Annotated in this window: 24 protein-coding genes and 1 pseudogene; 10 read left to right on the top strand and 15 right to left on the bottom strand. The window is 73.1% G+C overall.

Translation table 11 applies throughout. The features are described 5' to 3' along the window. The first annotated feature begins 177 nt into the window (after positions 1-177). On the top strand, positions 178-387 hold the full coding sequence (locus AB0D08_RS35670; protein ID WP_033823358.1) for an acyl-CoA carboxylase epsilon subunit: 210 nt from the start codon (positions 178-180) through the stop codon (positions 385-387). A gap of 36 nt (positions 388-423) precedes the next feature. On the opposite strand, the gene AB0D08_RS35665 is transcribed toward AB0D08_RS35670, so the two are convergent. The 7 genes from AB0D08_RS35665 to hemL form a co-directional block, all read right to left on the bottom strand. Further along, entirely contained in the window at positions 424-861 is a 438-nt protein-coding gene (locus AB0D08_RS35665; RefSeq protein ID WP_033823359.1) for a hypothetical protein, read from the bottom strand. Positions 862-1,093: 232 nt separating this feature from the next. Beyond that, positions 1,094-2,227, bottom strand: a complete 1,134-nt coding sequence (gene ccsB / locus AB0D08_RS35660) for a c-type cytochrome biogenesis protein CcsB (RefSeq protein ID WP_033823360.1) — start codon at positions 2,225-2,227, stop codon at positions 1,094-1,096. 3 nt (positions 2,228-2,230) lie between these two features. Further along, positions 2,231-4,012 (bottom strand): cytochrome c biogenesis protein ResB, encoded by a 1,782-nt coding sequence (locus tag AB0D08_RS35655; RefSeq protein WP_033823361.1) that lies wholly within the window; start codon positions 4,010-4,012, stop codon positions 2,231-2,233. A 2-nt stretch (positions 4,013-4,014) separates the two neighbouring features. Further along, the gene (locus tag AB0D08_RS35650) at positions 4,015-4,779 is read right to left on the bottom strand and encodes a cytochrome c biogenesis protein CcdA (protein WP_359894443.1); all 765 of its coding nucleotides are present in this window, start codon (positions 4,777-4,779) and stop codon (positions 4,015-4,017) included. Between the two features lie 8 nt (positions 4,780-4,787). Further along, a complete protein-coding gene (locus AB0D08_RS35645; RefSeq protein ID WP_033823362.1) occupies positions 4,788-5,384 on the bottom strand; it encodes a TlpA disulfide reductase family protein in 597 nt (198 codons plus the stop codon). Between the two features lie 141 nt (positions 5,385-5,525). Then, positions 5,526-6,176 (bottom strand): histidine phosphatase family protein, encoded by a 651-nt coding sequence (locus AB0D08_RS35640; protein ID WP_051813695.1) that lies wholly within the window; start codon positions 6,174-6,176, stop codon positions 5,526-5,528. 98 nt (positions 6,177-6,274) lie between these two features. Beyond that, the gene (gene hemL / locus AB0D08_RS35635; RefSeq protein WP_033823364.1) at positions 6,275-7,621 is read right to left on the bottom strand and encodes a glutamate-1-semialdehyde 2,1-aminomutase; all 1,347 of its coding nucleotides are present in this window, start codon (positions 7,619-7,621) and stop codon (positions 6,275-6,277) included. 477 nt (positions 7,622-8,098) lie between these two features. On the opposite strand from hemL, the gene AB0D08_RS35630 reads away from it, so the two are divergent. Then, positions 8,099-8,587 (top strand): hypothetical protein, encoded by a 489-nt coding sequence (locus tag AB0D08_RS35630; protein WP_033823365.1) that lies wholly within the window; start codon positions 8,099-8,101, stop codon positions 8,585-8,587. Positions 8,588-8,715: 128 nt separating this feature from the next. After that, positions 8,716-9,078 (top strand): hypothetical protein, encoded by a 363-nt coding sequence (locus tag AB0D08_RS35625; RefSeq protein WP_033823366.1) that lies wholly within the window; start codon positions 8,716-8,718, stop codon positions 9,076-9,078. A gap of 35 nt (positions 9,079-9,113) precedes the next feature. Here AB0D08_RS35625 and AB0D08_RS35620 read toward each other — a convergent pair whose 3' ends face one another. From AB0D08_RS35620 to AB0D08_RS35605, 4 genes are all read right to left on the bottom strand, one after another. Continuing rightward, positions 9,114-9,644, bottom strand: a complete 531-nt coding sequence (locus tag AB0D08_RS35620) for a hypothetical protein (protein WP_359894438.1) — start codon at positions 9,642-9,644, stop codon at positions 9,114-9,116. Positions 9,645-9,764: 120 nt separating this feature from the next. Beyond that, a complete protein-coding gene (locus AB0D08_RS35615; protein ID WP_051813693.1) occupies positions 9,765-10,271 on the bottom strand; it encodes a hypothetical protein in 507 nt (168 codons plus the stop codon). Positions 10,272-10,553: 282 nt separating this feature from the next. Further along, positions 10,554-11,549 (bottom strand): BadF/BadG/BcrA/BcrD ATPase family protein, encoded by a 996-nt coding sequence (locus tag AB0D08_RS35610; protein WP_359894436.1) that lies wholly within the window; start codon positions 11,547-11,549, stop codon positions 10,554-10,556. Then, positions 11,546-12,301: an SIS domain-containing protein gene (locus AB0D08_RS35605; RefSeq protein ID WP_359894434.1), complete on the bottom strand. Its 756-nt coding sequence runs from the start codon at positions 12,299-12,301 to the stop codon at positions 11,546-11,548. Before AB0D08_RS35605 ends, AB0D08_RS35610 begins: the two co-directional genes overlap by 4 nt. Positions 12,302-12,482: 181 nt before the next feature. On the opposite strand from AB0D08_RS35605, the gene AB0D08_RS35600 reads away from it, so the two are divergent. Then, the gene (locus AB0D08_RS35600; RefSeq protein ID WP_359894432.1) at positions 12,483-13,364 is read left to right on the top strand and encodes a hypothetical protein; all 882 of its coding nucleotides are present in this window, start codon (positions 12,483-12,485) and stop codon (positions 13,362-13,364) included. On the opposite strand, the gene AB0D08_RS35595 is transcribed toward AB0D08_RS35600, so the two are convergent. The 3 genes from AB0D08_RS35595 to AB0D08_RS35585 all read right to left on the bottom strand — a co-directional run bounded on the left by AB0D08_RS35595 (position 13,351) and on the right by AB0D08_RS35585 (position 16,312). Continuing rightward, complete coding sequence (locus AB0D08_RS35595) at positions 13,351-14,055, bottom strand: hypothetical protein (protein WP_051812071.1); 705 nt, start codon at positions 14,053-14,055, stop codon at positions 13,351-13,353. The two genes, AB0D08_RS35600 and AB0D08_RS35595, sit on opposite strands and share 14 nt — an antisense overlap. Positions 14,056-14,118: 63 nt before the next feature. Next, positions 14,119-15,777, bottom strand: coding sequence for an RICIN domain-containing protein (locus tag AB0D08_RS35590; RefSeq protein WP_233288976.1), 1,659 nt, complete (start codon positions 15,775-15,777; stop codon positions 14,119-14,121). Positions 15,778-16,072: 295 nt separating this feature from the next. Beyond that, complete coding sequence (locus tag AB0D08_RS35585) at positions 16,073-16,312, bottom strand: chaplin (protein ID WP_033819482.1); 240 nt, start codon at positions 16,310-16,312, stop codon at positions 16,073-16,075. Between the two features lie 258 nt (positions 16,313-16,570). Here AB0D08_RS35585 and AB0D08_RS35580 point away from each other — a divergent pair, with 258 nt between their 5' ends. The 4 genes from AB0D08_RS35580 (at position 16,571) to AB0D08_RS35565 (ending at position 18,348) form a co-directional block, all read left to right on the top strand. Then, positions 16,571-16,813 (top strand): chaplin, encoded by a 243-nt coding sequence (locus AB0D08_RS35580; RefSeq protein ID WP_033819483.1) that lies wholly within the window; start codon positions 16,571-16,573, stop codon positions 16,811-16,813. Positions 16,814-17,216: 403 nt separating this feature from the next. Further along, positions 17,217-17,459 carry a chaplin gene (locus tag AB0D08_RS35575; protein WP_033819484.1) on the top strand — a complete coding sequence of 81 codons (243 nt, stop codon included), beginning with the start codon at positions 17,217-17,219 and terminating at the stop codon, positions 17,457-17,459. An 81-nt stretch (positions 17,460-17,540) separates the two neighbouring features. Continuing rightward, on the top strand, positions 17,541-17,825 hold the full coding sequence (locus tag AB0D08_RS35570) for a chaplin (protein WP_033819485.1): 285 nt from the start codon (positions 17,541-17,543) through the stop codon (positions 17,823-17,825). A 124-nt stretch (positions 17,826-17,949) separates the two neighbouring features. Beyond that, positions 17,950-18,348: a hypothetical protein gene (locus AB0D08_RS35565; RefSeq protein WP_359894430.1), complete on the top strand. Its 399-nt coding sequence runs from the start codon at positions 17,950-17,952 to the stop codon at positions 18,346-18,348. A gap of 114 nt (positions 18,349-18,462) precedes the next feature. Here the strand turns inward: AB0D08_RS35565 and AB0D08_RS35560 are convergent, their stop codons facing one another. Beyond that, positions 18,463-19,128 carry a hypothetical protein gene (locus tag AB0D08_RS35560; RefSeq protein ID WP_055731240.1) on the bottom strand — a complete coding sequence of 222 codons (666 nt, stop codon included), beginning with the start codon at positions 19,126-19,128 and terminating at the stop codon, positions 18,463-18,465. Between the two features lie 453 nt (positions 19,129-19,581). On the opposite strand from AB0D08_RS35560, the gene AB0D08_RS35555 reads away from it, so the two are divergent. Beyond that, the gene (locus AB0D08_RS35555) at positions 19,582-19,926 is read left to right on the top strand and encodes a hypothetical protein (protein WP_033819488.1); all 345 of its coding nucleotides are present in this window, start codon (positions 19,582-19,584) and stop codon (positions 19,924-19,926) included. Positions 19,927-20,126: 200 nt separating this feature from the next. After that, positions 20,127-20,336, top strand: a pseudogene (locus tag AB0D08_RS35550) (rodlet layer protein); the annotation flags it as partial.

Raw genomic sequence — 20,336 nt, 5'->3', positions numbered from 1 at the left:
GACCCGGCCGAGACCCGCACCGTCCTCGCCTCAGCCCTCGCCATGCTCCGCACCAAGCACGCCGACCTGCCCAGCCGCAAGCACGGCAACCCGCCGATGTAGCCGGGCGGCACACCGCACGCGCAGCACCGCACGCCACCAGCCGTCAGCATCCGAACCGGGGGAGAAACCAGGACCATGAGCAGCAGCGCCGAACCTCTTGTCCGCATCGTCCGCGGCTCGCTGAACGACGAGGAGCTGGCCGCCCTGACCGCCGTGCTGCTGGCCCGCGCCGCGGCCGGCCAGCAGGCCGCGGCGGCCCGCGCCGTCGAGCCGATCGCCAACTGGCAGCGCCTGGAGCGCCGCCCGGCGTACTACTCCCCCGTCAGCTGGCAGCAGGCCGCCTGACCACCCCCGCCCGTCACCACGGGCCTCGCAGGCCGCTCAGGCCGCCACCAGGGCGGTCGGGCGGCCTTCGTGCATCACGCTGAGGTTGTCCGCGAGGCGCTGCGGGTCCTGGGTCAGCCAGAGCCGTACGGCGGCGCCGAGCATGGCGCTCGGGGCACCGCCCAGGCGCCAGGCCGGCGGTGCCGCCGGGCACAGCGGCGCGCCGGTCACCTGGGCGATCCGGGCCGCGGCCGGGACCAGCAGGTCGGCCAGCGCGGCCGGCAGCCAGACCGTCTGCGCGCACGGCGCCGGGGCGGTCAGCGCCGCCAGCAGCCGGTGTGCGTCCGCGCTGCAGTGCAGCGTCGGCAGGACGTCCAGCAGACCGTCGGCGACCACCTCGGAGACGTCGCTGCGATGGCCCTGCGCCAGTCTGCGGAGCAGAGCCCTCTCCGCGGCGGTGATCCGTACGGTCAGCATGACCTCGTCGCTCTCCATGGCGCGGCCCTCCTCGCGGCTGCTCGAACGATCCGGTACGTGCCCCGCCTCGGTCTGCCACCCGTGGAAGGGCGGCAAACTCGGCGCCGGAGCACGTCCTGATAACGACCGAGGTGACGGTTCCTCAGTCTTGATCCGTGTACGACATCTTGTTCTGCGGCTGTTCACCGCGTGCTCGCCCGGCCGGTACCGGGCGGGGTCCGGGGACCCCGCTCGGCACCGGTGCGAGCGGTCAGACCCCGGCGTAGGAGTGCTTGCCGGTGACGAAGATGTTGACCCCGTAGTAGTTGAACAGCCAGCACGCGAAGGCCAGCAGGGCCAGGTAGGCGGCCTTGCGGCCGCGCCAGCCGGCGGTCGCCCGGGCGTGCAGGTAGGCGGCGTAGGCGACCCAGGTGATGAACGACCAGGTCTCCTTCGGGTCCCACTCCCAGTACTTGCCCCAGGCCGACTCGGCCCAGATCGCGCCCGCGATGATGGTGAAGGTCCACAGCGGGAAGACGAAGGCGTTGATCCGGTAGGACAGCTTGTCCAGGGTCGAGGCGGCGGGCAGCCGCTGCCAGACCGTCACCGGGATCCGCAGCGGGCCGCCGGGCAGGCCGGCCGCCACCCGGCGCTCGTACGCGTCCTTGCCGACGAACAGCGCGGTGGTGACGAAGCCGGCGTAGAGCGCGCCGCCGCAGATGATCGCGGTGGAGACGTGGATCCCCAGCCAGTACGAGTGCAGGGCCGGGACCAGCTGCTCGGAGTCGGTGTAGAGGTTGGTGACCGCCACGCCGAGGGTGACCAGCGCGGCGAGGATCACCGGCAGGCCGAGCCAGCGGGCGTTCTTCTTCGCGGCCAGCAGGCCCAGGTAGGCGAGCACCATGGTGAGGGCGAAGGCGCACGAGAACTCGTACATGTTGCCCCACGGCCAGCGCATCACCGACAGGCCGCGGGAGAGCACCCCGCCGGCGTGCAGCAGCGCGCCGAGGACGGTCAGCGAGATCGCGATCCGGCCCGCCAGGTCGCCCTTCTCGCTGGTGCCGGCGGCGCCCGGGCCGTCCGGGGCCTCGTCCTCGCCGCGGCCGCTGGTCACCACGGTGGCGCCGGCGTCGGCCAGCGCGGTGCGGGTCAGGGTGGCGGTGCCGCCGCTCGCGGTGGCGACCTTCACGGTCACCTTGCGGACGGCCTTGCCGCCCTCGTCCGCGGCCGCGACCGTCTCGGCCAGGCTGGACTGCTCGGCGGAGCGCAGCGCGACCGCGCCCTTGCTGCCGAAGGTCCACTCGACCAGGTGGGCCAGCATGGCCAGGGTGTACACGGCCATGGCCGAGTAGATGAGCTTGTTGGAGAGGTCGGCCAGCTGGGGGTCGACCGAGGCGAGATGCACCGTCTACTCCTTGGAGTCCGGGTCGGCGGGGGCTGCGGGGTCCGCGGGGTCGTCGGTGGGGCCGGCGGGCGGGCCGCCGGGCGGGGTCCCGGCCGGATCGCCGGCCGGGTCGTCATCGTCCAGTGCGGGGGCGCTTTCCTGGAGGTCGACGGCGAACTCCGCCAGCTCCTCCGCGGTACGGGCGGACTCGCTGCGGGCGAGGCCGGCCACCTCGACCAGGGTGCGGCCGTCCGGTCCCGTGGTGGCCCGGACCCAGATCCGGCGGCGCTGCACGAACAGCGAGCCGATCAGGCCGAGGATGGCGCAGACCGCGCCGGTCAGCGCGACGGCGTTGCCGGGCCGGTGCGAGATGTTGAAGCTGGCCCACTGCTGGTAGCCCTCGAAGGTGACGGTGCCGTAGCCGTCCGGGAGCTCCCAGGCCTGGCCCGGCTTGAGGCGGGCGCGGGCGATGTCGCCGTCCTGCTTCAGCTGGGTCATGTGCTTGGTGTCGAGCTGGTACACGTTCTGCGGGTTGCCGGTGTCGGTGCCCAGGTCGCCCTGGTAGGCGGTCAGCACCAGCATCGGGTCGGCCGCGTCGGGGAAGAGCGAGACCGGGCCGGTCTTCTCGAAGTTCTCCGGGGCGGTGGGCAGGAAGTAGCCGTTGAAGCCCAGCATGGTCTTGGTGCCGTCGGGCCCGGTGCCGTAGTCGCTGACCTTGATCACGCCGGTGGAGGTGGCGTTGGAGTCCTGCGGCAGGAAGGGCGTCGGCCCGCGGTAGACGATCTCGTTCTTCGCGTTGCGGACCGTCACCACCGGCGCGAAGCCGTGGCCGATCAGGAAGACCTTGCTGCTGCCGATCTCCAGCGGGTGGTTGACCTGGATGGTGCCGTTGGTCAGCTTGCTGCTGTCGGTGCCGTTCCAGTACCGGATGTGCGCGGTGAAGTCCCGGGCGCTGCCGACCTGGTCGCCGCTGGTCTGGTAGCGGGCGCTGAAGCTGTCCAGGTTGAAGCCGAAGGCGTCCAGGTCGTCCGCGGTGTAGGCCCAGGAGCCGGTGAAGTCGTCCAGCTGGGTCGTGGTGTTGGAGTAGCCCTGGCCCTCGACCAGCAGCTTGCCGCCCTGGCCGCTGGCCAGCGAGGCCCAGGCGAACCCGGCCAGCAGCGCGAACAGCGAGAAGTGGAAGAGCAGGTTGCCGACCTCGCGCAGGTAGCCCTTCTCCGCGGCCACCGGACCGGTGCCGGAGCGGTGGGCCCGGAAGCCGCGCCGGCGCAGCAGCCGGTGCCCGGCCGCGTTGACCGACTCGGCGTCGGCGTCGGTGTGCCAGGCCGCGTACACCGGCATCCGGGCGAGGTTGCGCGGGGCCGCCGGGGGCGCCGCGCGCAGCACGCCGACGAACTGCCAGGTGCGGGGCACGATGCAGCCGGCCAGCGAGACGAACAGCAGGATGTAGATCGAGGAGAACCAGACCGAGCTGTACACGTCGAACAGCTGCAGCTTGTCGTACAGCGGGGCGATGCCCTGGTGCGCCGCCTTCCAGGTCTGCACCTTGAAGGCGTTCTGGCTGTTCTGCGGGATCAGCGAGCCGGGGATGGCGGCCAGCGAGAGCAGGAACAGCAGGATCAGCGCGACCCGCATGGAGGTCAGCTGGCGCCAGGTCCAGCGGGCCCAGCCGAGGGCGCCCAGGCCGGCCGGGCCGGCGCCGGGGCCGTCCCCCTCACCGGGCTCGGCCGGGGCGCTGCTGAGCCGCTCCGCGGCCTGCTCCGCCGTCTCGTCGGCGGGCGTACGGTGCCCCGTGCGGGTGTCGCTCACGGTCAGATTCCGATCGAGAAGTCGCCGGTGGCGTACTGAAGCTGGTTCACCAGGGTGTCCCAGGCGCCGGTCACCAGCAGCACGCCGACCACGACGAGCATGCCGCCGCCGATCCGCATCACCAGCTGGTAGTGGTTCTTGACCCAGCCGAAGGCCCCCAGGGCCCGGCGGAAGGCCAGGGCGGCCAGGATGAACGGTACGCCCAGCCCGAGGCAGTAGACCGCCGTCAGGAAGGCGCCGCGCCCCGCACTGGCCTGGTTGAAGGAGAGCACCTGGATCGAGGAGAGGGTCGGGCCCAGGCACGGCGTCCAGCCCACGCCGAAGACCAGGCCGAGCAGCGGTGCCCCGGCCAGCCCCACGGCCGGCCGGTGGTGCAGCCGCAGCTCGCGCAGGGCGAAGCCGGGCACCAGCCCCATGAAGGCCAGGCCCATCAGCACGGTCAGCACCCCGAGCACCACGTCGATCGCCCGCTGGTGGTCCTTCAGGTTCTGGCCGAAGTGACCGAACAGCGCGCCCATCGAGATGAACACCACGCTGAAGCCGAGCACGAACAGGCCCACGCCGAGCAGCATCCGGCCGCGCCGGCCGCCCTTCGCCGAGGCCAGGTCGGCGGCCGAGAAGCCGGTGACGTAGCTCAGGTAGCCGGGCAGCAGCGGCAGCACGCAGGGGGAGAAGAACGAGATCAGCCCGGCCGCCAGCGCGATCGGGGCGGCGAGCAGCAGGGCGCCGCTGGAGACCGTCTCGTTGGTGTACGCGGCGGCGAGCAGCCCGGTGGTCACTGCTGCTCCGCGAGGACCGGCTTCAGCATCGCCTCGAGGTCCTCGGTGGTGAGCGGGTGCAGCGAGCGGGCGGCCAGCCGGCCCTGGCGGTCGACCACGATGGTGGTGGGGATGGCCGAGGGGTTGAGGGTGCCCTTGGGGAACTTCAGGATCTCGGTGCCGGCCGGGTCGTAGATGCTGGGGAAGGTGATGCCCTTCTCCTGCTCGAAGCGGACCGCGTTGGCCGGGTCGGTGTCCCGGGTGTTGATGCCGAGGAACTGCACGCCGTCGCCCTGGTGGGCCTGGTGGACCTCCTGGAGGTTCTTCGCCTCGGCCCGGCAGGGGCCGCACCAGGAGCCCCAGATGTTGAGCACCACGACCTTGCCGCGGTAGTCGGAGAGTTTCAGGTTGCCGCCGTCCAGGCCGACGCCGGAGATGTCCGGGGCGGTGCGGCGCGCGGAGGCCACGGCGGTGTCGATGCCGCCCTTGCCGGCGATGAAGCCGGCCTGGCCTTCGCTGCTGCTCCCGGTGGAGCTGCAGCCGGCCACGGCCAGCAGGGCGGCCGCGCCGAGGGTGGCGGCGAGGCGGAGGCGGCGGGGGTGCGTCCCAGACATGTGAAAAGTTTCGCATGGGACTCCGGGGCGGTTCAGGGGGGTCCGGCATTGTCCACCGGACCCCCTCTGAGCTGCGGTTCTTATGCTTATGATCCGTTTAGAGCGGTCATTTCGCCTTCACTTCGGCGGCCCGGGTGTGACCTACGCCCCGAAGCTCTTGCCGACCGGCTTGTCGCCCTTGCGGCCCTTGCCGACCAGGTGGGCCGGGAGCAGGTCGCGGGCGGGCTCGCGGTAGCCGATCGAGACGATCCGGTCGTCCTCGTACGTGAAGCTGGTCAGCGAGGCGAGCGAGCACTGCCGGTTGCGCGGGTCGTGCCACAGCCGGCGGCGCTCGGCGAACGAGCGGACCACCCAGATCGGCAGCTGGTGGCTGACGCAGACCGCCTCGTGCCCGCGCGCCGCGTCCCTGGCCTTGGCCAGCGCGCCCATCATCCGCACCACCTGGTCGAGGTACGGCTCGCCCCAGGAGGGCTTGAACGGGTTGGTGAGGTAGCGCCAGTAGGCCGGGTTCTTCAGCGAGCCGTCGCCGACGCCGAAGGTCTTGCCCTGGAAGATGTTCTCCGCCTCGATCAGACCGTCGTCGACGGCCACGTCCAGGCCGTGGACCTTGGCGATCGGGGTGGCCGTCTCCTGGGCCCGCTCCAGCGACGAGGCCACCACGTGGGTGATGTCCCGGCCGGCCAGGTGCTCGGCGACCCGGTCGGCCATCTGCCGGCCCAGGTCCGAGAGGTGGTAGCCCGGCAGGCGGCCGTACAGCACGCCCTCCGGGTTGTGCACCTCGCCGTGCCGCATCAGGTGGACGACGGTGGTCTCTTTGGCGCTCACTGCTCTCCTCGGTGCTTCGGGTGCTTGCGTCGGGCGGCGGGCGGCGTGCCCGGGACGGACGGGCCTCAGACCGGCTGGGCCTCGGCGGCCGCGCGGGCGGCGGCCGGCAGGGCGGCGGCGATCCGCTCGAGCGCCCGCTCGTCGTGCGCGGCCGAGACGAACCACGACTCGAACGCGGACGGCGGCAGGTAGACGCCCTGGCTCAGCATCGAGTGGAAGAAGCCGTTGAAGCGGAACGCCTGCTGGCGCCGGGCCTCGTCGTAGTTGGTGACCTGCTCGTCGGTGAAGAAGACCGAGAACATGTTCCCCGCGGTCTGCAGCCGGTGCGTCACGCCCTCCTTGCTGAGCGCGGCGGACACCAGGCCGGAGATCTCGGCCGACACCCGGTCGACGGTCGCGTACACCTCGTCGGTGCAGCCGCGCAGCTGGGCGAGGCCGGCCGCGGTGGCGATCGGGTTACCGGACAGGGTGCCCGCCTGGTAGACCGGGCCCGCCGGGGCGAGGTACGCCATCACGTCGGCCCGGCCGCCGAAGGCCGCCGCCGGGAAGCCGCCGCCCATCACCTTGCCGAAGGTCAGCAGGTCGGGGGCCCAGCCCTCGTGCGCCGCCTCCAGGCCGTACCAGCCGGCCTTCGAGACGCGGAAGCCGGTCATCACCTCGTCGGAGACGAACAGGGCGCCGTCGGCGCGGCACAGCTCCGCCAGTCCCCGGTTGAAGCCGGGCAGCGGCGGGACCACGCCCATGTTGCCGGGCGAGGCCTCGGTGATCACGCAGGCGATCTGGCCGGGGTGCGCGGCGAAGGCCTGCCGCACCGCCTCCAGGTCGTTGTACGGCAGCACGATGGTGTCGCCGGCCTGCGCACCGGTCACCCCGGGGGTGTCGGGCAGACCGAGGGTCGCCACCCCGGAACCGGCGGCGGCGAGCAGCGCGTCCACGTGACCGTGGTAACAGCCCGCGAACTTGACGATCTTGGCCCGACCGGTGAAGCCGCGGGCCAGCCGGATCGCCGACATGGTCGCCTCGGTGCCGCTGGACACCAGCCGGACCTGCTCGACCGGGGCGATCCGGGCGACGATCTCCTCCGCCAGCTCCACCTCGCCCTGGCCGGGCGTGCCGAACGAGGTGCCGCGGGCGACCGCCTCCCGGACGGCCTCGACCACCGCCGGGTGGGCGTGCCCGAGGATCATCGGACCCCAGGAACACACCAGGTCGACGTAGTCGCGGCCGTCCGCGTCGGTCAGGTACGGCCCGCTGCCGGACACCATGAACCGCGGGGTTCCGCCCACCGCCTTGAACGCGCGCACCGGCGAGTTCACGCCTCCGGGCGTGACCTCGGCGGCCCGCTCGAACAGCGACTGGGACTGGGGGGCTTCGTACGGGTAGCGCTTCGGTTCGTTCATCGGCTCGCTCATCGACTGCGTCCTCAGGTCGGGTTACCCGGACATGCTCTCAAATCGTGTCCTTGACCTCTGCATGTCGGAGCCGATCATCTGGAACGATGATCCGGGTACTGCCGCCGCCCGGCGGGCCCGACCAGAGGTACGGTTATCCGTACTACCGGCCTCCACTGCGGACCGCCGGGGTCTGCCGGCCTCCCCGCGGGGCCGCCGCGCCCGGTGAAGCCGCCGGGCCGGGTCGGCCTGACGGCCGGGCGGTGCGGACGGACCGAGCGGTCCGGCCGTGTACGGCAGCGCGAGACGGGTAAAGGGCACGTTCGGAGGGACACCGAGCGTGTGGGGGTCTGTCGATTCCGGCGAATTCCGGTGAGGATGGTCCGAGTGTCCGAGGCGCAGGACGGCTCCGACGAGGCCGTGGGTGGTTCCCACAGGTCCGCCCGAGCCGCGGGCGGGGGAACGGGAGCGGGCAGGGGAAGGCGGGGTGAGGGCAGAGTGGGGGTCACCTACAAGTACTTCGGCGCGCCCGACCGGGCCACCGCCGCCAGAGTCCCCACCGCCCTCGGACCGGGCGGGCTCGGTCTGGACGCGGGCGAGCTCGGCTCACTGGGGCGCCTCGGCGACCTGATGGAGACCAGCGGCTCGCCCAACGGCCACCTCTCCACCAAGATCAAACCGGAGACGATGAGCGCCATGGTGCTCACCGGCATCCAGGGCGTGCCGCTGCACCAGGTGCCGCCGCTGGAGCTGGTCGTGCTGCACCCCGACTACGCGGTGGTCCAGCTGCCGCAGACCGTGGTCGAGCCGCTGCGCCAGGCCGACGAGATGGAACTCGGCGCCGCCGCCTTCATCTGGTCCACGGTGCCGGACCGGCGCGGGCCGCGGGACGCCTTCGTGATCTACCAGATGCTGCACGAGTGGCAGGACTTCGCCAACCGCCTGCACGAGGCCGGCCACCAGCTGTACTGCCTGGTCTGGCCCTGACCGCCGGGCCCGGCACCCGCTGAGGTCCCGTCAGCCGTCGCGCTGCGGGTCCCGCCGGGCCCCGGCCCTCCCCCGGCCCGGTGTCCGGCCCTAAGCTGAGGGGGACGATCGGCGGGGGGAGTCGTGGCATGGGTGGCTGGGCATGGATGCTGATACCGGGTGTGATCTTCGGCGGGGGCTGGATCAGTGAGAACGTCCGGAGCGCGCTGAAGACCCGCCACAAGCGGAAGCTGGAGCTGCACCTGGCCGCCGAGCGCCGGCAGCTGGCGCTGGACGCGGCGAGCCGGCCGCCGGAGCCGGTCTGCGGCTGCACCCACCATCTCGCCAAGCACGACCGGCAGGGCAAGTGCCACGAGATGGTCGAGGCCCCGACCGCCTGGGACGCCGAGCGCAAGCCGCTGCAGTACGAGGCCCGGCGGTGCAACTGCCAGCAGTACATCGGTCCGGAGCCGCTGGGCACCGTGTTCGCGGCGGAGATCGTCGACCTGTGAGGGCGTCGGCCGCGCGGTGACGCACCGGGACGCCGTCAGCGGCCGTCCCACCAGCGGGGTGCCGTGTCGTCGGGCCGCTCGGGGGAGGCGAAGGCGAACGGCACGTCCAGCTGCCGGGCCAGCGCCCCGCCCACTTCGCGCGCCTCCACGGCCTCCGGCCACGGCGGGGCCTCGCCGTCGAACAGCCGCAGGTCGGTGCCGAGCCGGCTGACCGCGAGTTCGAACTGCCGCCAGGGAGCGGCCGTCACCGCGAACAGGACGACGAACCAGCCGTCGGTGTCACCGTCCCAGAGCGCCTCGATCGCGTCGGGCCGCACCGGCAGCGCCGCCACCGCAGCCGCCAGCTTCTCGAGGTCGAGCGGCGGGGTCGAGGTGAACAGCGGCTGCTCCAGCGCCCGGTAGCGCTCCACCACCACGTCGAGCGCCTCGGTCAGGCCCGGCTTGGCGCCCTGTGCGAAGGCCTCGCGGATCACCTGCACCGCGTGGATCCGCCGGTCCCGGCGCACCAGGGCGTCCACCGCGGACCGGGCCTCGTCGGGCAGCGCGGCCCAGATGTCGTTCTGCATCCGGGCATTCAACTGCGCCGCCGGACGCGGCGCCACGGATTTCCACCGTCGGCCGGGCGGGCGGGGGCGCCCCCGCCGGGCGGGCGGGGGCGCTGCGGCGTCACCGGTACGGCGTGCGGTTCAGCCGTTCTTGCCGAGGCAGAGGATGAATATGCTGCTCCGGCGCTCCTCGGTGTAGGTGAACTCCACGCCGTCCTCGGTGTCGCACTCCTGCTCGTTGGAGCTGTGCACCACCTTGAGGACCTTGAGGTCGGCGTTGGCCGACTTGCAGTCCACGACCTTCACGTCGGGCTTGGTGTCGGACCCGGAGTTGTGGACGCAGTCGCCGGCCTTGGCGCTCGCCGGCTGGTCCTTCATGAAGTAGGCCGCGGCGAACAGCGCGAGCCCCGCGGCCACGACGACGGCGACCACGCCGATCAGGGCGGACTTCAGGCCCTTCTTCTTCGGCACCTCGGGCTGGTGGTGGCCGAGCGGCGGGTACGCGGCGTACGGCTGCGGCTCGGGCTGGGCGGCCGTCGGCTGCCCGTCGGCCTGGACCCCGTCCTGCGGTGCCGGCCGGCCCTCGGGCTTCGGCTGGTCGGTGTCGGCGGGGGTGTCGGCGGCGGGCGGGGTCGGCGGGGTCGTCAACGTCGTTCCTCATGGTCAGCTGGACAGGCGGTGTCGCCAGACCTTAGGGGATCGCGAGGACAACCCGCGCGTTGCCCCCCCTCGGGCCCACCCCGCCCACCTGCGGAAACCCGCCCGAAGTCGGACGGATGGGCCCACAACACCGCCCGGCCCGTGACCTGAGAGCCGGTGACCTGAGGACCGGTGACCTGAGGACCGGTGAGCCGAGAGCCGGTGACCTGAGAGCCGGTGACCTGACGACCGGTGACCTGAGGAGGCGACGCGACCGGGACCGGCGCCGGCTCAGGCCGGGCCGGCGACCAGGCCGCGGTGCAGCGCGGCCAGGTCCGCGGCGGACGCGCCGAGGGTACGGGCGGCGAGCCAGGCGGCGGCGCCCGCGCCGCTGCCCGCGTGGGTGAGGCCCGCGTCCGGCCAGCGCTCGGCGACCCGGGCGCGGACCGCGTCGGCCAGCGGCGTACCCGGCGCCAGCACCCCGCCCGCCAGCACCACCGGCAAGCGGGAGGCAGGCTCCCGGACGGTGGCGAGGGTGTCGAGCAGGTGGCCGGCCGCCCGCCCGACCAGCCGCCGGGCGTCCGGGTCGCCCGCGCGGGCCCCGGCCAGCACGAGGGGGGCGAGCCGGGCCAGCCGTACCGGCGGCTCGGCGTGGACCGCGCCGATCAGGGCGCCGCGCAGCCGGTCGGGCGCGACCGGGCCCGGCAGCAGGGCGCGGACCACCTCGGCGGCGAGGCCGGCCGGGGAAAGTTCGCCGCGGTCGACGGCGGCCAGCGTGCCGCTCACGGCGGCCCGGCCGAGCCAGAACCCCGAACCGCGGTCGCCGAGCAGCCAACCGTGGCCGTCCGCGCAGCGGGCCATGGCGAAGTCCTCGATCCGGGCCGCGACCGCACCCGTCCCGGCGATCAGCGCGGTACCGGTCGGACTGGCAGTGCCGGCCGCGTAGGCCAGCTCGACGTCGCCGGTCAGCCGGGGCGGGTGCGGGAGCCCGGCGGCGGGCCAGAGACCGTCGAGCGCCGACGTGCCGGCCACCCCGCCCGCCACCCCGCCCGCCATGCCACCGGCCAGGCCGAGCACCCCGGCGGCCACGTCGGCCGGGTCGACGTCGGCGAGCGCGGCGCGCAGGGTCTCGCCGATCGCCCGGACGGCGGCGGGTTCGCCGTTGGAGACGGGGTTGCCCCCGGCACCGCGGGCCGTACCGAGGATGCGGCCGGTGAGGTCCGCGACCAGGACCCTGGTGGTGGAGCCGCCGACGTCCAGGCCGAGGACGAGGGGGCCCGTCGTCACGAGGCGCGCCGGATGCGGCCGGCGTAGCGGGCCTCCAGGGCGCGGTTGTGCTCGTCGCCGCCGGGGATGTTGGCCGAGAGGTAGACCGGCGGGACGCCGCCGCCGTCCTCGATCCGGCGGATCACCTCGGCGACGATCTGCTGGGCGAGCAGGGCGGCGGTGATCGAGGAGATGCCGCAGGCCTTGCCGCCGCCGGCCATCGGGAGCACGGCGTCGCCGTACGGGGCCGCGTTGTCGAGGACGACGTCGGCGAGGTCGCGCAGGCGCAGCCCGGACGGGTGCTTGGGCTCGACCCGGGCGGTGTGCTCGGCGGAGGTGATGACGATCAGCGGGTGGCCGTGGCGCTTGGCGAGGTGCGCGAGTTCGACCACGCAGCCGTTGACGCCGGAGTTGGAGGCCAGCACGAAGACGTCGGCCGGGTGCGGGGCGGTGAGTTCCCACAGCAGGGCGGCGGACTCGGTGCCGCGCTCCAGCTGCGGGCCTTCGAGGATCTCGACCGGGCGGCCGCCGCGCAGCACCACGTCGCGCAGGGCGATCCGGTTGCTGGGGACCAGGCCCCCGGCGCGGCCCGCGATCTCCATCGCCAGGGCCTCGGAGTGTCCGGTGCCGAAGGCCTGTACGACGCCGTCGGCGGCGAGGGCGGCGACGATCAGCTCGGCCGCGGCGACCACCCCGTCGGCCTGCTCCTTGGTGACACGATCGATGGCGGCGTGGGCGGCGGCCGCCAAGTCGGCAGCGGAAGGAGAGGGCACGTCAGGCTCCTTGTGGTGGTCGGCTGGTGGACCACTATTGGGGCGCGTGCGACCCGCTGTCAATGAGTGGACTAGACCAATTGGGGGACAGTTGCAGAGCGGTCCGCACTGCCGCGGGAACAGACCCTGACCTTCCGTCACCGCCCTGGCGCCGTCCGGGCCGACGTGGTCTGCTGACCGGATGTCGAGCCTCTACCGCTACGTCGGGCCCGCTGATCTGCTGTCCACCGACCGTCCCGGCACGGCCGTCCGCTCCCCCGCCGACCTGGCCGGCTGGCTGGCCGGCCGCGACCCGGACGAACTGACCGAGCCGTTCACCTACGTGGTGGACCTCGACGGTGTGCTGCGGCTGGCGCCCCGCCGCAGCGAGCACGTGGGCTGCGCGGCCGGAGGCCCGGTCCGGGCCGCGGGCGAGATCACCTTCGTCCGGGAACGGGACGGGTGGGCCGCCGGGGCGGTGACCAACCAGTCCACCGGGTACTGCCCGCGGCCGTCCTGCTGGCCGGAGGTGGCCGCCGCGCTCGACCGGGCCGCGGTGCCGCACGGGGACGACCTCGAGCACGCCTTCGAGTTCCGGCGCTGCCCGGGCTGCGGGCAGGTCAACGTGGTCCGGGAGGAGGAGTTCGACTGCGCCGTCTGCGGGCACCCGCTGCCCCGGGACTGGAACGTGGACCGACCGGACCCGGCCGAGCTGGTCGGCCGGCGGATCACCGGGGTGACCGGCGCCTGGTTCCGGTGGGACGGCACCGCGCCGCAGGGCCCGCTCCTCCTCTGGCTCGGCTTCGAGGACGGCCTGCCGGTCCGGCTGACGACGGCCGGCGGCCTCCTGGAGGTGGCCCGCGACCAGCCGTTCGAGGCGTTCCGGGTCCCGGAGGAGGGCTGGGCGTGGGAGGTACGGCCCTGGCCCGCCGCCGGCCCACTGCTCGGGGCGTACGTCACCGCCGCGCGGGAGGAGCTGGACGAGGAGGGCCGGCGAACGCGTCTGGTGGTCGAGTGCGGTGGTGCCCGGCTCGACGTCCTCGGCCGGGGCGGTGACCTGGTGGCGGAGGTCAGCCCCGGTTGAAGCGGCCGAGGAGCTGGTGGCGCCAGAGCCACCAGGGCAGGCGGCGGCGCGGGACGTAGGCCCACAGGTCGTCGTCGGCCTCGTTGCCGCGGGGCACGGTGCGCAGCAGGTCGAGGCAGGCCGCGTCGACGGTGCCGTGCAGGCGGGCGGTGTGCGCGAGCGCGGTGACGGCCTGCGGCCGGGTCGCCGGGACGGCCAGCGCGCGGGCGATCCGGGCGAGCACCGCGTCCGGGTCGGGGTTGGTGACGGCGAGGCCGATCAGGGCGGTCCCGGCGTTGGGGTCCTGCCGGTCGAGGGCGGCGTCGACCTCCTCGGGGCGGTCGGTGCCCATCAGTGCGGAGGTGGAGGACCAGTCCATGCCGAGGCCGGCGGCGGCCCGGTCGAGCAGGAACTCCTGTCGGCCCGCGGCCGGTGGCGCCCCCGTCCGGCAGTCGTCGAGGTAGGCCCATACCCGGGCGGCTCCGCCCCTGGCGGCGGCCAGTTCCCGGCAGGCGGCGAGCAGCTCCGCGTCGTCCTCCAGGTGTTCGAGCCGGGCGAACTCGCCCGCCACGGTGTCCAGGTCGCAGCGGCGCAGGAAGGCCAGCCAGCGAGTGTCGTCGGCGTCCAGCCGGCCGGTGGCGTGGGCCCACGCCAGTTCGCCGGCGTCCAGCGCGGCGGCGTATCGGGCCAGTTCAGCGAGGTCGGAGGGCATCGGACGACGATATCGCGACGGCCCGGACGGGTGGGACCGCAGGCCGGTCCCACCCGCGGCCGGTCAGCCGTGCAGGTAGACGATGCCCAGCTTCTCCAGCCGCCAGTGCTGGTTGTCGGCGCCGCTGTCGGCGGCCAGCTCGACCAGCGGGTTGCCCCCGCCGTCGGTGTCGCCGGAGGCCGCCGCGACCTTGCCCTGGTCCATCGAGTCGGCGAGCTTGTAGGTGCCGTCGCCGGCCGGCTTCAGCACCCAGTGCTGGTTCCCGCCGCCGTTGCAGCGCCACTGGACCAGCCGGGTGCCCGGCGCGGTGGAGGCGCCGGTGGCGTCCAGGCACATGTCCCGGTTGCCGCTGAAGTCCAGCTCGTAGCTGCCGTCGGACTTGATCTCCAGGACGAAGGACTGGTTCAGGCTGCCGGCCGCCGGATAGACGATGGCGCTGCGGCCGTTGGTCGCGTCGCCGTACGTCCCGCCGCCGGCGAAGTCCAGCACCTTGCCGGTGGCCGCGTTGGTCAGCTGGTACCAGGAGCCGTCCTCAGGCGTGTCCGGGAACGGCCGGCCGGGGGTGAGCGCCGTGATCGAGGTGGTGTTCTGCTGGTTCAGGCTGCAGAACGCCTGCTCCAGCGCGGGCTGCTGGTAGAACTGGGCCAGGCAGCGGGCCTCGCCCTGGTAGCCGGCGACCCGCAGGTGGTACGACTGGCGGACCATGTTCATGCACACGCCGGGGATGCCGATCTCCTGGTCACAGCCGTTGCGGGTGCGCTCCGAGAGGTCGATCACGTCACCGTTGGTGTACTCGTACGGCGAGCTGGTCCACGCCGCGCAGACCTCGTGGCCGTAACTGACCCGGCGCTGGTCGAGGTAGCGCACCCCCGGCACCTGGGTGGCGGACTGCCGCAGCGCGTCGCTGAGCATCGGGACCACCAGGTTGTGCCCCCAGGCCAGGTCCTCGGGGAAGGCCGGGCAGCCGTCGGCGACCTTGCCGACGTAGTCGTTGCGCCGGATGTCCGGGGTGATCGGCGTGAAGTACGACTGGTAGACCAGCTGGTACGAGGAGTCCTGGTAGCCGGCCCGGCGCATGGTGTTGCGGATGTCGGTCAGCGCGGCGATCACCTTGGGCTTGACGCCCTCGGCCCGGCGGGCGATCTCCGGGGTGCCGATGGTGTCGCGGCAGCCCTGTGACTTGGGGATCGGGAAGTACTGCGCCAGGCAGCTCAGCATGATGCCGCTGAAGTCGAAGTCGTCGTTGGCGCCGATCGTGACGACCACCATCTTGACGTCGTACTGGCCTGCCACCTGCGCGAGTTGGGCGTCCTGCTTGGGCTCGCCGAAGTCACCGCTGCCGCCGCCGGTGATCTTCGCCAGCTCCGGGTCGCTGACCAGGTCGCCGGTCTGCGCGCCGGAGCAGGCCAGGTCGACCGGCGTGAGCCCGGCCAGGCCGGTGGCGAAGATCTCCGACCTGGTGCTGCGGTGGCAGTAGTTGGCGGGGGTGTCGGTGCCGGGGACGTAGTCGTCGCCGGTGTCGGTGCCGGCACCCTCGCCGGAGATCGCACTGTCCCCGAGGGCGACGATCGCGGGGAGCCGGTCCGCCCGGGCACCCGCCGGCGCGTCGGCGGCGGTGGCGCTGGGCATCGCGCCGAGCCCGAGGGCGAGGGACAGTCCGGCCGCTGCCAGCAGCGCCACCGGCCTGCCCCTGTGCAGACCTGACAGTCGAGACCTGATCACGCATGACTCCTTGAGGGGTGGGGGCCACTCGGCGTGCGCCGGGCGGCGCGGAGCATGGAGCGTGGAACGGCGCCCGCCCGAGCCGAGGTGGGGGTCGACGGCCGACGGGCGGGAGACAGAACATGAGTCAGGCTCATATGTTAGGTACTGACAAGTAACGCAACAAGGGTCACGACAGCCGGAACTCCGGACACGGCAGGGCCGCCGCTCCGCGTCTCAGGAGGGGGAGAGACGGAGCAGCGGCCCGGATGCTGCGGAATCGACCAGCAGGCCGGCTACGGCCTGGGGGCCTGTGTCAGCCGACGTTGGCGCAGGAGTTGCCGAACGCCGGGTTCAGCAGGCCGATGATGTCGACCGAGTTGCCGCACACGTTGACCGGGATGTGCACCGGCACCTGGAGCTGGTTGCCGGAGGCCACGCCCGGGGAGCCGGCCGTAACGCCCTCGGCGCCCGCGCTCGCGGCAGCGGAGCCCGCACCAGCCGCAACGATGCCGACGACGGCGGCGCCGACAGCGGCAGCCTTCTTGACGCTCATTTGAGTCTCCTCGAAAAATCAGATCTTCCAATTGCCGTGCAGCATGGCCCAGCACGGAAGGGCACAGGGCGTGCACCACTCCCAACGAAGGCCCGATGCTCCAGTTGCGCCACCCCCGGCACATTCACCCGGTTGCACCAATGAAGGCATTCGGGTGATCAACCGGCCCGGCCGTTTCCCGGCGGCCGCTGTCTCGTTCTCCCTGGCGAAACCCGCTCCAACCGGTGCTCGCCCTCGGGCGAAGAAATGAGACCTCCCATGCGCAAGCTCGCCTACGGCGCGTTCGGTTCCGCCGCGGCCGCGGCCCTGCTGCTCGGTGCGGCCGGCGGTGCGTCCGCCAGCGCCGGTGCCGAGGGTGTCGTCGCCGGCTCGCCCGGCGTCCTCTCCGGCAACTCGCTCCAGGTGCCGGTGCACGTGCCGGTCAACCTGTGCGGCAACACCGTGGACATCGTCGGCCTGCTCAACCCGGCGTTCGGCAACTCCTGCCTGAACGCGGGCTGATCCCCCGAGCGGGCCGGCCCGTACCGGCACCGCCGTCACCGGCACCGCCCTACGGACCGGCCCGCCGCGGCCCCCGGGGACCTCGACCCCAGGAGAGCGCGCGGACGCCAGGACTGCCCCCGAACAACACGACGCGGCCGACGGCCCGTCAATTCGGGCTTGATTCCTGGTCCTTCGAAACACTCTCCTGGACGCGCCGGAGTGCGGTTGTCTCTCGGCCGTGCGAGAAATGACCGCGAGGCGCACCACTGCGCGGCCCGCCTCCGCCCACGCCACGGGCGACACGCAATCCCTGAGCCGCGTGAGTGACAATCACGGCGCATCCAGAAGCCAGCGGGCGATGATTCTGATTCGCCCGGCACCCGGCCGCCCACGGCCGGGCAGAAAACGGAGGAAGAACCCTATGCGCAACTTCAAGAAGGCTGCCGCCCTCTCGCTCGCCGCCGCGGGCCTGGTGCTCGGTGCGGCCGGCGGCGCGTCCGCCAGCTCGGGCGCCGAGGCCGTCGTCGCCAACTCCCCCGGTGTGCTCTCCGGCAACTCGATCCAGATCCCGGTGCACATCCCCGTGAACGTCTGCGGCAACTCGATCGGCGTCATCTCCATCCTCAACCCGGCGTTCGGCAACTCCTGCGCCAACGTCGGCTGACGCAGCTGTGCCCGCGCCGCACCACCCGCCCGGGTGGTGCGGCGCACCCCTCCCCGTGCTTGATCTAGGAGATCAACTCCCATGCAGAACGTGAAGAAGGCCGCCCTCCTCTCCGCCACCGCGGCCGGCCTGGTGCTCGGTGCCGCCGGCGGTGCGGCCGCCAGCGCCGGTGCCGAGGGCGTCGTCACCAACTCGCCCGGCGTGCTGTCCGGCAACTCGATCCAGATCCCGGTGCACGTCCCGGTGAACCTGTGCGGCAACTCGATCAACGTGATCGGCGCCCTGAACCCGGCGTTCGGCAACTCCTGCGCCAACGTCGACATCCCGCACACCGACTCGGCCCCCGTGATGGACGAGGACTGCTGATCACCCGCTGATCCGGCCCCGCCTCGCGTCGCTGCCCCCCGGCCCTGGCCGGGGGGCAGTTCGCGTCGGCCCGCCCCGGCGCGACACGCCCAACCACCAGCACCCACCGAAGGGTTGATTCCGCATGGCACTCAAGACGACCGGCACCGGCGCGCTGGCCGCGATCGGCGCGGCGATGCTGCTGGGGGCCGCCGCCCCCGCCGCGCAGGCCACCCCCGTGGAGCCGGCCGGCGGCCTGCCCGTGCCCCAGCTCCCGGCCCCCCGGCTCGCCCCGACCGACCTGGGCCAGGCCATGGAGGGCACCAGCAGCGGCCTCGGCTACGCCGTCGCGCCGGTCAAGACGCTGCGGCTGGACCCGTGGGCGCAGTCCTCGGCCGACTTCCTGAACAACGGCGTCGGGGTCCAGCCCGACAACGGCCTGCCCGCCATCGGCACCGGCACCCTGACCGGCCCGCTGACCGCCGGCGGCGGCGCCAAGGACCTCCCGGCCGTCGGCCCGCTGCTCGGCGCCCTGCCGGGCTGAGCCCGCCGCCGACGCCCGTACGACGGAGCCCGGCACCGCCCCGAGGGGTGGTGCCGGGCTCCGTCACGGGGCGGCCCCGGCGGCGGACGCTGCCGGGCGCGCCGGCGCCGGGGCTCAGGCCTCGACGTCCTGGTTCAGCACGCCGTCCACGCTGGTGCCGGCCGCCTCGGTGAGCGCGCGCAGGGTGTCGACCGCGGAGACCGGCTTGTCGTCGCCGCCGAGCGAGGCGCTGGCGCCCGGTACGGCCTGGACGCCCTCGGTCACCAGCCGCGGGTCGAGCTCCCCGAAGGCCAGCATCCCGTCCGCCAGTTCACCGCTGTGGTCGCCGAGGTAGGAGACCGGCTGGCCGAGTTCGAGCGCCGGGCCGGCCGCGTGCAGCGGGGCCGAGGGCGCGTCCAGGCCGAGGGTGCCGGGGGTGACGCCGTCGGCGGCGGCGGGCAGCGGCAGGGTGGTCTTCAGGGCGGGCCCGACCTTGCCGGCGGCCAGCGAGGGGATCACCTGCTCGGGCATCAGCTGGTGGCCGGCCTTCGGCGGCGGCGGCATCAGCGGGGAGGTCGGGATCGCCCCGGAGACCTCCCCGCCCTCGGCCAGCACCGGCAGCCGGCTGGTCGGGGCGCTCAGCGGGATCGTGAAGGGCACGGTCCGGGTGGACAGGCTGTCCTCCAGCGAGGCGACCTCCTCGGGCGTCATGGGGGTTGCCGCGGCCGCGCCCTGGGAGGCGACGACGCCGGCGCCGACCGCCAGGAGCAGGGCTCCGGTCGCCCGCTTGGAGAGCTTCATGCTGTTCACCGTTCTGTCCGTGGATCGTGGATGGTGCGTGGACCATGGGATGGTGCGTTCGGATCGGTAGCCGCCGTGCGTGGGTCCGCCGCGCAGCGGAAAGCACTCTGTCCAAACGAGCCACGCCCGCCCAGGATTGCGAGAGTTAACCGGTACGGCCTATTAATCCGACCGTCTGACACTCCTGCGAGCGATCCCCGGGACCCACCGGGCAATCCGCCGTAACTTTCCCGCCGCTGATTCTTTGAGCTGGATGTCGCAGCCAGAACGGCGGCAGGAGTCGGACCGCTGATCCGCTGGAGCCCTCGCGTCTTCAACGGTCGGCCGCATTTCGAAATCCCCCCTGACGGGCTAGCAACCGCAGACCGGGTCGCTCGTTGAACGCTTTGCACGAAACAGCGGTCAAGCCCGCCGAGACGACCGTCCCTAGCATTCAGAGAGGTATCTCAGCTCATGCTCAAGAAGACCTTCGCCTCCGTCGGCCTGGCTGCCGCCGCGCTGGCCGCCGTCGCCTCCCCCGCCGCCGCGATCGGCAACTCGGACGGCTCCGCCGCTTCGATCCAGGGCAACGGCGGCACCAACTCCACCGGCACCTGGGGCAACCACAGCCCCAACTTCCACTTCCTGGACAACCCGAACCTCTGCCTGCCCGAGATCCACAACATCGGTGTCGGCGTGCTCGGTGTCGCGGTCCCGGTCGAGGTCGACGCTCTGAACAACCAGCCGAAGCAGACCTGCGTCGTCGGCCAGAGCACCCTCGGCAGCGGCGACGGCGGCGTGTCCCACCTGGTGGGCTGAGGCCTCCTCAGGCCGACGCCGGGCCGGCCGGCACTCCTGCGCCACCGGCCCGGCACCACCGCCCCGTCCGGCACCCGTACGTGCCGCACAGATCCGGGGTCCGGCCCGCTCCCCCGGCCGGGCCCGCTCCACCGGCCCAATCTGAGCCACCGGTTGGGCAGTCGCTCCACTCCATCAGATCCGAAAAGGAACCCCAAGAAATGATCAAGAAGGCTCTCGCCGTCGCCGGTATCGCCGCCGCCGGCTTCACCATGGCCACCGCCCCCGCGATGGCCATCGGCGACTCGGACGGCGCCGCCGTCTCCGGCCAGGGCAACGGTGGCACCAACCACAACGGCACCGAGGGCAACCACAGCCCGAACTACCACACCCTCGACAACCCGAACCTCTGCCTGCCGGAGGTCCACAAC

This window comes from Kitasatospora sp. NPDC048540, assembly GCF_040651175.1.
GTDB lineage: Bacteria > Actinomycetota > Actinomycetes > Streptomycetales > Streptomycetaceae > Kitasatospora.
Note: the sequence above shows the minus strand (reverse complement) of the source record. Positions and strands in the feature narration are given on the sequence as shown.

Excerpts from the sequence above, each read along its gene's own strand:
- AB0D08_RS35560 (WP_055731240.1), bottom strand. The coding sequence starts at position 19,128 with ATGAAGCTCTCCAAGCGGGCGACCGGAGCCCTGCTCCTGGCGGTCGGC.
- hemL (WP_033823364.1), bottom strand. The coding sequence starts at position 7,621 with ATGAGCGAGCCGATGAACGAACCGAAGCGCTACCCGTACGAAGCCCCC.
- AB0D08_RS35585 (WP_033819482.1), bottom strand. The coding sequence starts at position 16,312 with ATGAGCGTCAAGAAGGCTGCCGCTGTCGGCGCCGCCGTCGTCGGCATC.
- AB0D08_RS35645 (WP_033823362.1), bottom strand. The coding sequence starts at position 5,384 with ATGTCTGGGACGCACCCCCGCCGCCTCCGCCTCGCCGCCACCCTCGGC.
- AB0D08_RS35555 (WP_033819488.1), top strand. The coding sequence starts at position 19,582 with ATGCTCAAGAAGACCTTCGCCTCCGTCGGCCTGGCTGCCGCCGCGCTG.
- AB0D08_RS35570 (WP_033819485.1), top strand. The coding sequence starts at position 17,541 with ATGCAGAACGTGAAGAAGGCCGCCCTCCTCTCCGCCACCGCGGCCGGC.
- AB0D08_RS35595 (WP_051812071.1), bottom strand. The coding sequence starts at position 14,055 with ATGCCCTCCGACCTCGCTGAACTGGCCCGATACGCCGCCGCGCTGGAC.
- AB0D08_RS35670 (WP_033823358.1), top strand. The coding sequence starts at position 178 with ATGAGCAGCAGCGCCGAACCTCTTGTCCGCATCGTCCGCGGCTCGCTG.
- AB0D08_RS35565 (WP_359894430.1), top strand. The coding sequence starts at position 17,950 with ATGGCACTCAAGACGACCGGCACCGGCGCGCTGGCCGCGATCGGCGCG.
- AB0D08_RS35620 (WP_359894438.1), bottom strand. The coding sequence starts at position 9,644 with ATGCAGAACGACATCTGGGCCGCGCTGCCCGACGAGGCCCGGTCCGCG.
- AB0D08_RS35575 (WP_033819484.1), top strand. The coding sequence starts at position 17,217 with ATGCGCAACTTCAAGAAGGCTGCCGCCCTCTCGCTCGCCGCCGCGGGC.
- AB0D08_RS35625 (WP_033823366.1), top strand. The coding sequence starts at position 8,716 with ATGGGTGGCTGGGCATGGATGCTGATACCGGGTGTGATCTTCGGCGGG.
- AB0D08_RS35600 (WP_359894432.1), top strand. The coding sequence starts at position 12,483 with ATGTCGAGCCTCTACCGCTACGTCGGGCCCGCTGATCTGCTGTCCACC.
- AB0D08_RS35640 (WP_051813695.1), bottom strand. The coding sequence starts at position 6,176 with ATGCGGCACGGCGAGGTGCACAACCCGGAGGGCGTGCTGTACGGCCGC.
- AB0D08_RS35580 (WP_033819483.1), top strand. The coding sequence starts at position 16,571 with ATGCGCAAGCTCGCCTACGGCGCGTTCGGTTCCGCCGCGGCCGCGGCC.
- AB0D08_RS35665 (WP_033823359.1), bottom strand. The coding sequence starts at position 861 with ATGGAGAGCGACGAGGTCATGCTGACCGTACGGATCACCGCCGCGGAG.